14 protein-coding genes are annotated in these 13,936 nt (G+C 48.4%); 6 read left to right on the top strand and 8 right to left on the bottom strand.

Features of this window, described 5'->3' with window-relative positions; genetic code table 11:
- Window positions 1-36: 36 nt before the first annotated feature.
- Window positions 37-453: an ester cyclase gene (locus AC4BAN_RS10260; RefSeq protein WP_490564313.1), complete on the bottom strand. Its 417-nt coding sequence runs from the start codon at window positions 451-453 to the stop codon at window positions 37-39.
- Between the two features lie 198 nt (window positions 454-651).
- Window positions 652-2,010: a mechanosensitive ion channel family protein gene (locus AC4BAN_RS10255; RefSeq protein WP_490564312.1), complete on the bottom strand. Its 1,359-nt coding sequence runs from the start codon at window positions 2,008-2,010 to the stop codon at window positions 652-654.
- Window positions 2,011-2,349: 339 nt separating this feature from the next.
- Between AC4BAN_RS10255 and AC4BAN_RS10250 the strand changes: the two genes are divergently transcribed.
- The 5 genes from AC4BAN_RS10250 (at window position 2,350) to AC4BAN_RS10230 (ending at window position 6,278) form a co-directional block, all read left to right on the top strand.
- Entirely contained in the window at window positions 2,350-2,886 is a 537-nt protein-coding gene (locus AC4BAN_RS10250) for a DUF2911 domain-containing protein (protein ID WP_490564311.1), read from the top strand.
- Between the two features lie 336 nt (window positions 2,887-3,222).
- The gene (locus tag AC4BAN_RS10245; RefSeq protein ID WP_490564310.1) at window positions 3,223-4,191 is read left to right on the top strand and encodes a DUF2157 domain-containing protein; all 969 of its coding nucleotides are present in this window, start codon (window positions 3,223-3,225) and stop codon (window positions 4,189-4,191) included.
- Entirely contained in the window at window positions 4,178-5,254 is a 1,077-nt protein-coding gene (locus AC4BAN_RS10240; RefSeq protein WP_490564309.1) for a DUF4401 domain-containing protein, read from the top strand. Before AC4BAN_RS10245 ends, AC4BAN_RS10240 begins: the two co-directional genes overlap by 14 nt.
- Window positions 5,244-5,741, top strand: coding sequence for a GDYXXLXY domain-containing protein (locus tag AC4BAN_RS10235; RefSeq protein ID WP_490564308.1), 498 nt, complete (start codon window positions 5,244-5,246; stop codon window positions 5,739-5,741). The genes AC4BAN_RS10240 and AC4BAN_RS10235 overlap by 11 nt, the downstream gene beginning before the upstream one ends.
- 51 nt (window positions 5,742-5,792) lie before the next feature.
- Window positions 5,793-6,278 (top strand): hypothetical protein, encoded by a 486-nt coding sequence (locus AC4BAN_RS10230; protein ID WP_490564307.1) that lies wholly within the window; start codon window positions 5,793-5,795, stop codon window positions 6,276-6,278.
- A gap of 183 nt (window positions 6,279-6,461) precedes the next feature.
- Here the strand turns inward: AC4BAN_RS10230 and AC4BAN_RS10225 are convergent, their stop codons facing one another.
- The 6 genes from AC4BAN_RS10225 to AC4BAN_RS10200 all read right to left on the bottom strand — a co-directional run bounded on the left by AC4BAN_RS10225 (window position 6,462) and on the right by AC4BAN_RS10200 (window position 13,234).
- Window positions 6,462-7,040: a YfiT family bacillithiol transferase gene (locus tag AC4BAN_RS10225; protein WP_490564306.1), complete on the bottom strand. Its 579-nt coding sequence runs from the start codon at window positions 7,038-7,040 to the stop codon at window positions 6,462-6,464.
- 65 nt (window positions 7,041-7,105) lie between these two features.
- Window positions 7,106-7,735, bottom strand: a complete 630-nt coding sequence (locus AC4BAN_RS10220) for a hypothetical protein (protein WP_490564305.1) — start codon at window positions 7,733-7,735, stop codon at window positions 7,106-7,108.
- A 194-nt stretch (window positions 7,736-7,929) separates the two neighbouring features.
- Window positions 7,930-8,874, bottom strand: coding sequence for an alpha/beta hydrolase (locus tag AC4BAN_RS10215; RefSeq protein ID WP_490564304.1), 945 nt, complete (start codon window positions 8,872-8,874; stop codon window positions 7,930-7,932).
- A gap of 134 nt (window positions 8,875-9,008) precedes the next feature.
- Complete coding sequence (locus tag AC4BAN_RS10210) at window positions 9,009-11,417, bottom strand: TonB-dependent receptor (protein ID WP_490564303.1); 2,409 nt, start codon at window positions 11,415-11,417, stop codon at window positions 9,009-9,011.
- Between the two features lie 153 nt (window positions 11,418-11,570).
- The gene (locus AC4BAN_RS10205) at window positions 11,571-12,020 is read right to left on the bottom strand and encodes a hypothetical protein (RefSeq protein ID WP_490564302.1); all 450 of its coding nucleotides are present in this window, start codon (window positions 12,018-12,020) and stop codon (window positions 11,571-11,573) included.
- A 782-nt stretch (window positions 12,021-12,802) separates the two neighbouring features.
- Window positions 12,803-13,234 carry a GNAT family N-acetyltransferase gene (locus AC4BAN_RS10200; protein ID WP_490564301.1) on the bottom strand — a complete coding sequence of 144 codons (432 nt, stop codon included), beginning with the start codon at window positions 13,232-13,234 and terminating at the stop codon, window positions 12,803-12,805.
- A gap of 143 nt (window positions 13,235-13,377) precedes the next feature.
- Between AC4BAN_RS10200 and AC4BAN_RS10195 the strand changes: the two genes are divergently transcribed.
- On the top strand, window positions 13,378-13,875 hold the full coding sequence (locus tag AC4BAN_RS10195) for a YajQ family cyclic di-GMP-binding protein (RefSeq protein ID WP_490564300.1): 498 nt from the start codon (window positions 13,378-13,380) through the stop codon (window positions 13,873-13,875).
- The last annotated feature ends 61 nt before the right edge of the window (window positions 13,876-13,936 follow it).

Genomic DNA, 13,936 nt, shown 5'->3' with positions numbered 1-13,936 from the left:
CGGTGCCTATTATAGTTGTAAAGTCAACTCAAGCTGTTAACCCTTGATACTGGCCCCGATCTGTTTCAGGATGCCAAGCTCATCGGAACTGCCCCAGCGCTCTGCTATTTTCCCGTCCTCGAAGCGGGCAATTTGTACGCCGCGTGCTTTGATCTGCTTGTTGGTGGGTGCAATACCCATGAATTCGCCTTTGTGCGTGCCGGTTACGGTATAGGCTATGGCTACGTTGTCTTCGTCGCTGACCATGTGCTCCACTTTTATTTCGAGGTCGGGGAAGGCGTTGCGCATGGTTGTGAAGAATTGCATGAACCCTTCCGGCCCCGGCCCCTGGTCTGGCGCCGGATCGTGGTCTTTTACACCCGGTGTCATTAATTTATCAAACTTCTCCAGGTTGCCGCTGTTAATGGCTTCCCCGAATTGCTTTTGTGTTTCAATGTTTTCCTGTTTGCTCATAGCTTTTGGTTTATGTTGGTTTAGATGATGCTTGTTTCTGATATGGTGCAGCTTATGCCCTGCATTGGTGTACGTACAGCAGCATGCTAATAGTTGTGGGACGGCCATATCCGGGGCAAACAAACGCGGCAAGCCGATACAGCTTCAGGAGGAACGGGCATCCTTTTAAGGCAAGCCATCCTGCCTGTTAAGCGGCTATCACGTCTCTCCATTGCTGCCACCGCCGGTAAACCGGGCCTCCACGGGTGCCCCTTCCGGGTTGATAAACTGTACTTGCTGGCGAGGGTAAACCGCGATGATCTTCTCGAGGTATTCGGGTTTGTTGATCTCCGTGTTGATGCGCAGCGTAAGCTCACTTTTCCATTTGCGCCGCTCCCGGGCCCCCACCAGGTAACGGATGGTAACGTTGGTCCAGGAGTCGGCTAAGGAGATGAACACCTGCGGTTTGTCAGGGATGTGGTAATCCAGCCCTGAGCGTTTAAGCAGCCGGGTATAGGTGTGGGCGGGTTCTACCATGTAGTTTCCGAGCAGGTCTTCGGCCACAGCCTCCATTACCTGCATGGCAAGCGGAATATCCGATTCGTTGGCGACGGCCACCATCAACTCATCCCACACAAAAGGAAAGTCGCCGGTCAGGTTCGTGACGGTGCCCGTCAGGATCTCGTTGTTTGGGAAAGTGACAAGCCGCCCGGTTGGTTGCTCGGCCTGCACAAAGCCCGGTTGGTAGGGGTCGCCGATTTCCCAGACCGTGGTGGTCAGGAAATCGATGCGGTACACATCTCCGAACACATCGCCTACCCGAATCCGGTCTCCTACCCGGTAATAGGCCTTAAACGAGTTCATAAGCCAGCCGGTAAAGCTCTCGATGGGTGTCTGCAACGACCAGGACAGGGCCAGGCCAATCAAGCCCAGCGAGCCGACCAATGCCCGGATGTCGCCGGCCACCACACTCAGGGCAATGCCGATGGCCAGCAGCCAAACCGCGATAGACACCAGCGAAATGATGGCGCTGGAGCTTTGCCAGCGGCCCAGCGTTCGCTCCAGCACAAACTTTATACCTTGCGTAAGCAGCCAGGCCAGCAACAGGGTGCCCAGCGCAATCAGTATTTTAGGAAGGTTGTAGTAAAAGCCTTGCCAAAGGCCCTGCAAAGCGCCGATAGCCTCGTCCGTGGCCTCCTGGCTCGATGCAACGGAGGCCGTGTCGGTTACAGCAGTGGTTGCTGGCGTATCGTTTAAAGCCGCTGCCGTGTCCTGTAATTCGGTTTGAGACAGGGTGTCCGTTTGGGCCAGGCTTTCCTCGTTGGGGGCAAAAATCAACATGAAAAAGCCTGTGATGGCCACTGCCAATATGGTGGCCTGTCGGAAGTTCTTCAGCCTGTTTTTTGCCCCGGTTACGGCTCCGGCCCCGCTAACACCTTGCTTCATGCCGCTGCGCTTGCCCCGGACATTTATTCGCTGGCGGCTCCTGATGTTTTGCCGCTGCCTACCCGGCTGTTGCCCAGCCTGAGCAGCTGTGGCTCGGCTCCCCATTCTTCTGTTTCTGCGGTATGATGGCATGTGGTTTCGTACTTATGCTGCCAGCGTTTTGTACAGTTTGTACAGTAGCTGTTTGGCGCTTGAATTATGTGAATTGTTTTCTATTTAGTGCTGTACGGAAGAATGCAAGAAGGGTAAATTAGCAGCTTTTATGGGACAGCGTAATTCACGCTTTGTAACCTGGCTTAAACAGCAGGTTGTTTGGCATGCAAATGTAGCAGGATGGCTAAATTTATTTTAACTATTCAGGGTATTTGCTAATTTGTAAGTGGATGGGCAGCTTGTCGCGTTCCTGTAAAAGCGTGTGCTGTTCAACAAGTAGTTCGTTTAACATCCATAGCTAACCAAACAAAAAAGATTATGAGAAACACTAGAATTTTAAGTCTGCTGGCCATGCTGCTGATCGGCATGCTGTTTACCACCAACGTGATGGCGCAGCAAAACCAGGACAAGTCTAAAAGGCCGAGTCCGCCAGCCAAAGCCACCGGCAAGGTGGGCAACGCCATGGTAACAGTAGATTACAGCAGCCCTGCCGTGAAAGACCGCGTGATATGGGGTGAGTTGGTGCCTTATGGTAAAGTATGGCGTGCCGGTGCTAACGAGGCCACCACCGTTGCCTTCGATAAAGAAGTGCTGGTGGAGGGCAAAGCCTTGCCAGCAGGAACGTACAGTTTTTACACCATTCCCGGCAAAGACCAGTGGACGGTGATCTTTAACAAAACCGCCGAGCAGTGGGGCACGCAGTACGATGAAAAGCAGGATGCCCTGCGTGTGATGGTAACGCCGCGCAAATCGGCCACCATGAACGAGCGCCTGAAGTACGACGTAACCAAAGACGGCCTGGTGCTAAGCTGGGAGAACATGGAAGTTCCGGTAATGATCAAGGCTAAGCAATAGTTTTTAAGATGAAAAGCAGCAAAGCGGCAGCTACTGAAAAGTGGCTGCCGCTTTTCTTTGTTGGTTAGGTTGTCTATAATAGTGGAATTTTCATATATTAGCAAAGTTAAATGAATGAACTAAACCTAACCGTATGCTGCTATCACCGGCAACTATAAGCAATGCAGTACAGTTGCGACAAGGCCTATTTAAAAAGCTTAAAATGTTACCATGGTTAGTCAACATGCTGATACGTATAGAGTTCCGGTAGCCGTCTTTAAAAAAATACTTGTCAGCTTTGTTTCTATCTGATATGATGGAGCGACTTTGCAAGCTACTGAATAGTGTTTCGAAACCATGAAAGGCAACATAACCAGGGAGCAGATCTATACGATAGCCAGGCATAGCAACTGGCGTGCTGACGGTATTGATGCAAAATTCCGGCAAGGGCAGGTGTATGCCAGCAGCCGGAACTGGGCCAGCTTTATCCGCCTGTTCCTGTTAGGCATGGGGGCTGGTTTCACCCTGGCCGGCATCATCTTCTTTTTTGCCTACAACTGGGCGGACATGCACAAGTTTCTGAAGCTGGGTTTGCTGGAAGCGCTGCTTGTGGCCACTACGGCTGCGGCGCTGTTCACCAACCTGCACCAGACCCTGAAACAGGTATTGCTCACCGCCAGTGCAGTGCTGGTAGGTGCCCTGTTTGCCGTGTTCGGCCAGGTCTACCAAACTGGCGCCAATGCTTTCGATTTCTTTTTCGGCTGGACATACTGCGTGGTGCTGTGGGTGCTGGTGGCCAATTTCCAGCCTTTGTGGTTCATCTTCCTGGCCCTGCTCAACACCACTTTTATACTTTATACCCAGCAAGTGGCAACCCATTGGACCTTTGCTGTAGTACTGGAAGCCGTTTTTATATTGAATGCGGGGGCTGTAGTTGTTTGGGAGCTGTTGTATACCCAAGGTAAAGTGCAGGCGCAGCACAGGTGGTTCCCCAGGATAGTGAGCCTGGCCGCCATATCAGCGATAACAGTCAGCATGATCTCGCTTCTTTTCTCAACCTTTACTGAAGATTATGGACTCGCCTACCTGCTGGGTGCAGCCATGTTTGCCGGGGCGCTTTGGTATGGCCTTCGCATCAGAGATTTGTTTTACCTGTCTGTCGTGCCTTTCAGCGCCATTGCGTATTTCACCGTGCTCATTGTCAGGTTGGGGGAGCAGATACCGGAACTTGTCATGCTGCTGGCCACGCTTTTTGTAATGGGCAGCCTGACCTTGCTGATTCAGTACCTGGGCAAACTTAACCGGCAATGGCATGGAAAACCCTAAGGCGCAACCTATACATACCCTGCTTCAGGAAATTGAGCAGGAGCAGCCGGGCTTTACCTATGATCGCGCACGGATACAGGAAGAGGCTGCACCAGGAGGCTCCCTGGTTAAACGATTGCCCATCAAAGTACTCACCATTTTAGGCGGCCTTTTAGGTACCTCAACCTTTGTCGGTTTTTTTGTAGCGACGGGCCTGTATGAATCCGGTGTTGGGCTCCTGCTCCTTAGCCTGGGGTTTTTGGTAGGGGCAGAGTTACTGATCCGGTATAAAAGGGATGCCACCACCGATGCCCTAGGCGTTTCGCTTTACATTACCGGTTACGTGTTGCTGGCGATGGGCACCGGCCAATTATCAGAAAACGGTTCTGCGGTGGCCGCTATGCTGGCCTTTGCCGCCATTCTGATCCTGCTCATCTCGGAGAGTGCTGTGAGCGTTTTTATATCGGTGCTGGTGCTCTGCGGCAGTGTGTTGAGCCTGATCTTCATCCATAAACTCTACGGGTTGTCGCATGGTGTACTGGCCCTGCTGGCCGCCATACATACCTACATGAGCCTGAACGAAGCAAAGCTGATAGCAGCATCCGCACGGCTGAACGTGAAGTATAGGCCAGTCAGGATAGGCGTGGCTTTTTCGCTGGTGGCTACGCTAGTGCTTTTTGTGCATCAGAAGTTTTTGGAAACAACCATCACGCACTTTTGGATATCCAGCCTGGTTTTGATCGGTTGTGTGCTGCTGCTGGTGTACCATGTGCTGAAAAACGCAGGCATCACGCATAGCCGCACCCAGACCATTATCTATTCCTGTTGCATAGCCTTGTTCATCCCAACCATCTTTACCCCCTCTATTCCGGGCACCATGCTCATACTGCTCACCAGTTTTTACATAGGCCACAGGCCGGGTTTTTGGTTAGGGCTGTTAGCGCTGGTATACTTTGTGGTGCTTTATTATTACGACCTGCACCTCACGCTGCTTGCTAAAGCAGGTGTGCTGCTGGCAAGTGGCCTCTTGTTTCTGATAGGCTTTGCACTGTTTACCAAATACCTGAAAACCTATGCTGACTAAAAAAGGAACCATTATACTTTGTAACCTGGTGTTGGTGCTGGCGCTGTTTAACTGGTCGGTAGCGGAAAAGGAGGAGATACTGGCTAACGGGCAACTGCTGCTGTTGGAGCTGGCCCCCGTCGATCCGCGTTCCCTGCTGCAGGGCGACTACATGCGCCTGAGTTATGCCATCAGCCAGACGGATAAACCCGATACGCTTGCGAACAGCGGCTACGCCGTGCTAAAGCTTAACGGGCAGCAGGTGGCGCAGTTGGTGCGGTTTCAGGAGGGGCAAACACCCCTTTACCCCACCGAACATTTGCTGAAGTATACCAAGGGCAAGTGGAGCCTGAACCTGGGCGCAGAGGCATACTTTTTTGAGGAAGGGCAGGCAGCATCGTTTGAGCGGGCAAAGTATGGCGGCCTGAAAGCAGACAGCAAAGGCAATAGTATCCTGGTGGGACTCTACGACGCAAAGGGCCGGTTACTAAAGCCGCACAGGCCATAGGTTTACAAATTCGTAACAAGAACGTAGCACAACTACTCCGAGACAATGGAAATGGAAAACAACTTGTACAGCTATAACACCGGGAAATATTTTAGCACGGCGGCCCGCGCGTTTGGCTGGATCGCCACAGCCTTCGCCCTGATGAACGTGGAAGAGGGGTCTGTTGCGGCATGGGCGTTTCTGCCTGTCGGCTTCCTTACGCAGTTTGCCCATTACCGTGTAGAATTCAACCTGCAGCACATGACCTACCGCGAAGGCGTATCGTTGGCCGGCTTGACTTTCGGGAAAAAGGTGCTTCTGAAAGGTATTGATTTCCTCTTTCTCAAGAAGAACACGTATAGTAAAATTATGGAATCGAGAGCATCCATGACGGGTATCAGAACGGCAAAGTATGACGGCTACGTGCAGTTAACCGGGGGCGTGAAACTGCACATGCTGCAGTTTAAAAGTAAAGAAAAGGCCTTGCAGGCTATGAAGCGGATGGCCGAGCAACTGCACGTGGAGTTACGCGACCTGACGGAGGTAAAGTATTATTAAGAGCCACTGGAAAGATCAACAAAAAGAAAACCCTTGTTCTAACCCATCGGGTGATGTAAAGTATACTTGGGTGAGGCGGTGCCATCGGTACTTGTTTGCAAAAGCAGTGTGAAAGGCAAAAATAGCAAAACGTGTGTGCGACCTGCTTTTGCCGATCAATCCCCCCATGCTAAGCAGCCTGCACTATAATGTGGTGTTCAACTCAGTTTTTGCTTCCTCTGTTTTCCATCCTTTCCGCTCTTTCAGGGCTAAGATATGGGCCAGATGATGGTTGCCGTGCCAGGCATAAACGCCAACGTGTTGCCGGATGGTGCATTCCCCTGTTTCAGGGTGTATAAAGCGGCGGTTCAGTTGCTCTGGTGTCAGCGTTTTAAGTAACAGCACCCAGCGCAGGTGCAGGGCATCCAACAGGGCCAGCGATATTTCCGGGTCTCCCAGCACGCTGTCCTGCAGCTCCGCCCACTCTCCCTCGTTGTAGGTGCGGATAGTGGGAATCTCCTCAGTTAAAGCCAGTTTGTGGCGGGTATACCCGTTCAGGTGGCTATCCGGAATATGGTGTACCACCTGGCGCACCGTCCAGCCATCAGGCCGGTAGGGAGTGTCTAACTGCTCGGCGGTTAGCGAGGCCACGGCCTGCCGCAGTTTGGCGGGCAACTGCCCAATAGATAAAATGTACTGCTCCACATGCTCGTTGGTGATCGGCTGGGCCAGGTCGAATTTGCCGATCGGGTAGCGCAGCTTTTCCAGTTCTTCCTCTGACATAGGTGGTTTGGTTAAACACTGATGAGATGGATAATTGCTCCTTAGTTGTACGTAAAACGGCCAATCTAATCCACCTTTTCCACCTGCAGGTTCAGGGCATTATCCAGTGTGTAGACAAGGGTATGCAGGCCACCGGTAGGGCAGCAGTTAGGGTCTGTGTCGAGGTAAATTGGGAATGTGCGCACCAGGCGGTTGTTGGTCACTTTAAACTTGTCGTGGCCCAGGTAGTCCTGCTGTAGTTCCGGGCTAAGCGCAGGCAAGGTGATCTGCCCCCAGTACGCGCGCTCAAACTCATAGCCATACAGCTGTCCGTAGCTTCCGCTGCCCCCGCCATCTATAAACACGAGCAACTCAGGCTTTTTATTCTGATTCAGGTCCGTAACGGCGGTATGTGTAACAGTGCCCTCTATGGTTTCGTCGATGCGGGTAGGTTGCTGCTCATCGCGCTCCACCAGAATGGTGAGGTTGCGCATAGAACCCAGCCCGGTGGTACTAACATGAAACTGCATGCCGCCAGACGTGACTTTTTCCTGGTAACTGATGGCATCTACCGGGCTTTGTGGCTCGGGGCCAGCATTAGTAACTTCAGGCACGGGCGCCACACTTGTCGCCTCCTGTACTTGCTCGGTTTCGTGGTTACAGCCCAGCAGCGCTACTGTGCCTAAAAGAAGTATAATTGAGTTAAGAGTCTTCATGGTTGGGTATAGTATAACCTTGTAACGCAAAGGAGGCGGTTTAAGCTATTAGCTGCTTGTGCTCTCTGCCTGCCTGGCAAGGCCATGCTTACCTGAAAGATACTAAACGGAATTGTATTTCTGAATGCTATCCGCTAGAATTATAGTTTGTGCCGCCGCCCAAGCGATTGTTTTCGTAAGGCCGTTGCCCTTGGCTATTCCTGATTTTTGCCGTTGCCTAGCAGGAATAAAATTGGCGTGGCCAGCCTTGCCCTCCACGATCTTTCGGAGTGGTCTGCGCCGGGGAATTTCTTGGTGACCCAGTTAGCCGAAGTATAACCTTTTGCTTTCATGATTTCATCCACCTGCTTTTGATACGGCTCATAGAGGGCATCCAGCGTTTCTGTGCCGTAGTCGAAGTAGATCTTGTGGGTTTCCGGGGAGGGAAGGTTCTCTTTCAGATAGGCCATAAACGCCGCGGGGATGGGGTTGTTGCGGGTAGTGAAAGTGCCCACCCAGTGCGTGGATAAGCAAGCCGCCCCGCCAAAAACCTCCGGGTATTCGCAGATAGCATAGGCCGAGACCAGGCCGCCCATACTGGAGCCAAGTATAAACGTGTTTTCCCTGTCGGGTTTAGTGGAGAAGGTGCTGTCGATGTAGGGCTTCAGTTCCGTAACCAGAAACTGGAGGTAGGCATCCGACTGCACCCCGGCAGAGAACAGCATCATTTCTCTAATGCCTTTGGGGATGGCTGTTAACTGATCCTGGTAATCCTGGGGCAAACTCTCAAAGGGTTTTTGCGGGAAATAGTCTGAGTGCCTGCTTTTGCCGGAGTTCCAGATGCCCACCACAATGCAGTTTTGTATCTTGTTTTCCTGCAGCAGGCGCCCCATGGTTTCATCCACGCCCCATTCCTGCTGGTTCCAGGTAAGGGTGGAGTCAAACAGCATTTGCCCGTCGTGCATGTACAGTACCGCGTATTTTTTACTGGCATCGTAGCTGGCCGGCAGCCACACATCTACATTTCGTGCATCCACATACTTTGAAGGGAAGTTCTCGAGCCGCTTTACCTGGCCGGTGGTTACGGTGGGGGCTTGTGCATATAGTTTAACTGCCCACACCAGCAGGCACAACAGGCTGAGAATATGTTTCCTTTTCATGAGGTATCAGGCTTTGCGTACAACATGTACGCATTCTGCTGGCGGTTGTAAATATAGGAGATATGTTTTCAAGATAGCAAATATTAGCCTTATGGGCAAGCATGATAGTGCCGTGGGTCAGGCGTTACCTCCTGTTATTGTAGTTTGCCGAAGCGATAGTTGAAAGATACACTAAACTGACGTAGTACTGAATTAGACTCCCGCAATTGGTAAAATGTTTGCGTATCCAATTCACTCCGGCTGAGTTGGGTTTCGTTAAACGGACTTCTCACAGATAGGCTCAGACTCGCTTTGTTGTCTTTCAAAAAGTCCTTGTTCACCGAAAGACTGCTCCAGGTATAGCCACTGCTTATGCCCTGTAGCAATACATTGGATGAGTTATAACTAAGGTTGCCACTTATGCGCCAGGTTTTGCCTAAGCGAAGAGTAGTGTTACCTCGTGCGCTATACGAAAAGCCTTCATTGTTTTGTGTATTGCTTTCGATAGTGCTAGTATATTTTATATAGTTGGTATTGCCACTCAGGTTGATGCTTAGCTTCTTAAAAAGTGTTGTATTACTGCTAAGCGAGAAACCATAATCCTGGCTATTACCTATGTTGCCGTAGGTGGAACGGGCAACCGAGTCCTTTCCGAGAATGGTAAAGTTCTGGATGGAGTTGTTAGTAAAATTGTGGGAAACCAAAGCATTGATCGAAGTCGTCTTAATATATGCGCTGTAATCTACCTGGAAAGAGTGGCTTACGGCGGGCAGCAGGTCCGGATTGCCGTAGCTGATGTTTAAAGGATCAGTCAGGTCTATGTAGGGGTCAAGGAGGTATAAGCCCGGACGCTGTATGCGCTGGCTGTAGGAGAGGCGAAGTATGTTAGTGTTTTTGAGTTTGCGTGACAAAGTAATGTTTGGGAACAGGTTAAGATATTCTTTACTTACTTCGGTGCCGGACGATCTGAAATTTGCTTCAAGTTTTGTCGCCTCCAGGCGTGCCCCGGTTCTTAGTCCCCACTTGCCCATGTTCAGGTTCAGAGAAGTATAGGCGGCATGAACTTCCTGATCATAACTATAGTTGTTGCTCTGCTCAGGGTCAATTACAAAAGCTCCTGTTTCAGGATCTTTGTTCATGTAAAAATATTCGCTGCTGCTTTTTTCGAAAACGGACTTTATACCCAACTCCAGTGTTTGCTTACCGATTGGCTGTACATAGTCCGCCTGTAAATTATACTCCCGTGTGTCGTCGTAGTTGTTAGTTATACTTTCCCGCCCTGAATAGTTGAGCAGTGGCTGTAGTGTAATGCTTGAGGAGTATTTGTAATCACTGTTGATCAGGTTGAGTGACAATGAGAGCAGCTGCTGTTCATTCTTTCTGAAGCTATGCTGGTAATCACAAGTTACATCGTATCCGTTGCCATTGTTTTTGCCGTTATTCAGGTTCAGGTAAGCTTCTGTTATTTCACCACTAGCATCGAGCTGCTCTGCCCGCTGTACAGATTCAAATGTGCCGGTGTTCCGGTTCATTCTATAGCTGGCCGTGATCAGGTTAAGTGGATTAAGTTCATAGCTTACCTCTCCACTCAAATTTTGTTCATTACTATTGCTGTTGCTTTCAATTGTCTGTATCAGCTTATTCTGCCTAAGCTTATCTTCCCTGATAAAAAAACTGTTTCTGTCCGGGCTGTTGGTGCTACTGGTGCTGCCACGCCCTGAGATGCTGAATTTCCCGGCAGTAATACTTGTATAGGCACTTCCTGTGTAGTTTTCAGGTTTGCTGGTACCTAAGTTTATCGAACCATTGTAGCCACTGATACTGCTCTTGTGCGTGATAATATTGATAACACCGCCAACTCCTGCTGCTTCATATCTTGCGGAAGGACTTGTGATCACCTCAATTTTCTTAATGGAGCTTGCTGGCAAAGTTTTCAGCACATCACTTGTGTTGCCTGAAAACAGGGAAGACTTTTTGCCATTAATCAATATCTGGTAATTGCTACTACCATTTAGTTGCAGGTTGTCTTCTGCATCCAATGTTAGCACAGGCATCTTACGGAGCATATCCAGTGTGTTCAGAATGTTGCTTTCCGGATCTGCTTCTACATTATAGGTTAACCTATCTAGGTCCTGCTCGATCAGGGGCCGCTGGATAGTTACTTGTACCTCTTCAAGTTGTGTAGCCGTGGGAGTGAGTGCTATGGTTCCAAGGTTGATATTGGAGGACGCAGAAAGTGGGATTTGTATGGTTTTGGTTTTATAGCCGACGTAGGAAAGAGTGAGTTGGTATTCTTTGTTAGGTAAGCTGGTGATTGTGAAAGATCCGTCTTCTTGAGTGAGGGTTGTTTTTGTTGGCTCCCTCTTGCCTGATTCTTGAATGACAACAGTGACGTAGCTGAGTGCACCTTTGCTGGATAACTCTTTTACTATACCTTTGACTGTAAATAAATTAGCATTTGATTGTCCAAAGCATGAAAACACTGAAATAGAGAAAAGTAGCAGGATAAATAACAGCCGTGTTATCTTGATATTTTGTTTTACAAAGGCATCATAATCAGGCATTTTTAAACAAGTTCACCTCTTTAATCTAAATACTCATAAAGCCATCAATAGCAACTGTATTTCCCCAAACTGTAGAGGGGGAGAAAGAAATATACTATTTTTTTCTCCCCCTCTACAGTTTGTATAATAGACATATTTGTATAATAGATGTAATTATGGATTTGGCGCTCTGAAAGTTCGTCCTTCAACAACAAGGCGTATATTAGAAAAGGACACATCACTGACTTCGCCACGCCACTTACTATTAGGACAAGCTCCTGGCGTAAAAGTCTTCATAGTAGTAAAACAGCCTATAGCTCTACCATTATGTACAGGGATTACAACCTCTTCGGCATTATCCCGCACAGTTTGTGATTGTCCAGGTACTGGCCCCGAATCCTGGCCAGGGTTGTAGCATACTGAAGATACAACTGCATCATATTCCAAAGTTGCAGTAATATAATCAACGTTCCCTAGTCCAGAAATATCGTAACATACCTTTAGTGTCTTACCTAAGTCTTCTGACGTTAAAGGAGATTTTAATCTTGGATTTTGTGCTTCTGCGCTGTTATAGCTTAGCAGTGCGACTAACGCAAAAACGATACTTAAAGCTTGTGTTTTCATAATTGTAAATATTTAAAGTTTAAACTATTTATAAAAAATTTGCAATAGAATACCTTTCCAGTAGCTTAAAGCTATTAGTAGTATAGATGTTGTTAAACTATCAGCTTGAATCAAACTGATAAGGAGTTAGGGAAAATCGATACAACCTAGGCAGAGAAGTAAGTTATTTTACATAAGCTTTTTTTAGGACGAAGTATAGCTTCAACAGAATTATAAAATATAAATCCTCAATAGGCATAAAAATTAAGTGCCATTTTTTACTTAATATGTCAGACCCTATTTATCTGAATAACAGGTTTTGTACAGTAAGAAGGAAGAGTTTAGTAAGTTGTAAAAAAATATCAGGTAAACTATTCAACTACATCAAAGGTGCATTACTATGTATTTAATTGCACGTTATAACGCTGGGGGAGTAGTATTAAATACGTCTTTTTCTGATGGGAGATTAGGTGTATTCTACTTTTTAGGGGTTTAATTAAGTAATCTACACTTTTAATAAGGTAAACGGGCTATACCACACGGTATATAAATATAATGCTTTTTTATATTTTAAATAAGTTTATTTTGATTTTTAAATCTTGTTTTTATCGTATTAAAGGGTTTTGGTTTTATAAATCGGTCAAATTTAAATAGAACAATTTGGTAAGATTCAAGAAATGAAAACCGGCTTCTTTTTAACCAATAGTTTTGCCATAGCTATTTATGGTTTATACTTTATACTTAAAGCTCTAGTGCTGGCAAAAATAAATAAACCGGTTGCTTTCGTATATCCAAATATGCTTTTAAAGTTCCTTTACCATCTTATAGTGCTGGATGCTGCCAAACAGCACATACGACTCTTCCTCTACTTGATACCCGTTGCGGCGGTAAAAGTTTACGGCATTCTCGCGTGCCTGTAGCATAGCCCGGATAGCGCCCAATTCGCGGGCGCGTTGCTCCACGTACTGCATTAACAAGCCTCCCAACCCTTTGCCCTGCATGTCGTTTCGGATGCCCATAAACCTCACCTGTGCCTCCTGGGGCGTGCTCAGGTGCACGCGGCAGACTCCTATTGGCTCCCCGGCATCGTTTACCATCATGGCATGGATGGCGGCGGCATCGTCTTCCACGCGCTCGCTTCCTTCGGGCTGCGCCCAGGGCTGCCGGAGCGTTTCGAAGCGCAGGCGGTAATATTTTCTAAACTCTTCGGGTGTGGCGGGTTCTATTATTTTCATTCGTACAGCTCTTGGGGAGTAAAGCCACTTGGGCGGCGCAACAATTAGCAGGCAACAAGATAGCAGGTTCGTGGCAAAAAGATAACTTTGTCCGTTTAATGTATGTAAAATCAATTTTTAAAGTATAAAGTTTAAAAATCACTATGGCATCTTTCGATATTGTAAGTAAAGTAGACCCGCAGATCATGGACAATGCTGTGAATGTGGCCAACAAGGAAATCATGAACCGGTATGATTTCCGGGATACAAAAGGAAAGCTGGAGTATGACAAGAAAGCCAGTGAGGTGCACATCAGCATGGAGAACGAGATGCGCGTGCAGCATACCGAGGATGTGCTGATCGGTAAAATGGTGAAGCAGGGGCTGGATGCCACTGCGCTCGATTTCTCAAAAGAGGCTTACCAAAGCGGCGCCATGGTAAAAAAGGATATCAAGGTCAAAGCCGGGATCGATAAGGAAACGTCCAAAAAGATCATGAAGGTGATCAAAGACAGCAAACTGAAAGTATCGGCGGCCATGATGGATGAGACCATCCGGGTGACAGCCAAAAAAATAGACGACCTGCAGGATGTGATCGCCCTGATGCGGAGCAACAGCGAAGAAATTGGCATGCCGCTGCAGTTCGTGAACATGAAAAGCTAAAGGCAGCAGGCACGCTCAATGTTGCTTTCGTCCTGTTGCCTGATGCTGGTGCCAAATAGCC

The sequence above is a fragment of the Pontibacter sp. GD13 genome, from assembly GCF_058216355.1.
The sequence above is the reverse complement of the archived record's forward strand: the minus strand, read 5'-3'. Positions and strand labels throughout refer to the sequence as shown.